The sequence below is a fragment of the Cyclobacterium xiamenense genome, from assembly GCF_009467825.1.
Classification (GTDB): Bacteria; Bacteroidota; Bacteroidia; order Cytophagales; family Cyclobacteriaceae; genus Cyclobacterium; species Cyclobacterium xiamenense.
Genome location: NZ_WIOK01000080.1, coordinates 1 through 1,144, shown reverse-complemented (window position 1 = coordinate 1,144; position 1,144 = coordinate 1). Strand labels below are relative to the sequence as shown.

Genomic DNA, 1,144 nt, shown 5'->3' with positions numbered 1-1,144 from the left:
GGTACCCTTGGGAAATAAGACAACTAAGGAGGTAATATCAAATAAATGAGTTAACTTAACGACTGATACTTTTGGTCCAACATATGGGGAGTATTATACTCTTTCTTACATACTTTCAATGAGATAAAATTTATTAATTCCTCTTTGTTGAACTTAGAAGCCAATAATTTAACTGAAATACCCACAAGAACTATAAATCCTTTTAAAAGAGATGATGAAACAAATTATTTGACTTTATACCGAGAGTTAAAAAAATTGGCTCAAGAATATGGTGACAACTATCTATATAATAAATTTAAAGCATTAGAATACAATGAAAGATTAAACAGCAAAGAAGATATTGGTTCAATTAACAGAATAATTCTTTGGTGCAATAAATTTTCAAACAATCATTCTACCAAACCACAATATGCATTTGTTGGAATTGTTGCAATTTCGTTATTTTTTAGTGTTCCGATTATAATTTCTTTATATTTCAATGGTGTTAAACTTTCGGCAAACCAAATTTGGTCAAGTCTTACTTATTTTGTCAATCCCTTAAAACTTTTAAACGAATATTCAATTCCATTCCACGGGATTATTTATCTTTTAGAAGTTTTTTATAAGTTGGCTTTAGGGTATTTAATTTACCAAATGATTGCGGCATTCAGGAAATTCAATAAATAAATATCATTATTGCTTAAATTTTCAATTTATGAATTTGAAACCAAGAATAGACTTTACTGATTATTTTGAAAAAGGAGATTCTAATAATAATAATTCTTGGAATTAAAAATTGGATGATTAAATAAGGCACCTAACAAATATATGCTTTGTAGGGATGAGGTGGCCAATGCTATTAAGTTAAGCTTTTTGATTTGTAATTTTGCTTGCAAACTGGAATAAATTTGATTTTTCCCTGCTGGTTTCGAGCTTTTTATCAGGTTTAGGGGGGGGTACGCTTCTTTGCTCCTGGAGCAGGTGCCAATTTTTGGGGCGATATTTTTTTTTCTTCCTTTTTTTACGGCTACCAGCTTTCGGGCTATCTTAGTTACAAGGATTTCCGGTATTTTTTCCACACTTTCCCGGCTGAACAAGTCCACAATCCTTTTTCTGAGTTGTAAAAAGGCATTTTTCCAGTTGTATTTGTAAATCAATTTCCGTT

The 1,144-nt window shown here is 30.5% G+C and carries 1 protein-coding gene; it reads left to right on the top strand.

Features of this window, described 5'->3' with window-relative positions; genetic code table 11:
• The first annotated feature begins 147 nt into the window (after positions 1 to 147).
• On the top strand, positions 148 to 666 hold the full coding sequence (locus tag GCU44_RS22920; protein ID WP_154859714.1) for a hypothetical protein: 519 nt from the start codon (positions 148 to 150) through the stop codon (positions 664 to 666).
• Positions 667 to 1,144: the final 478 nt, after the last annotated feature.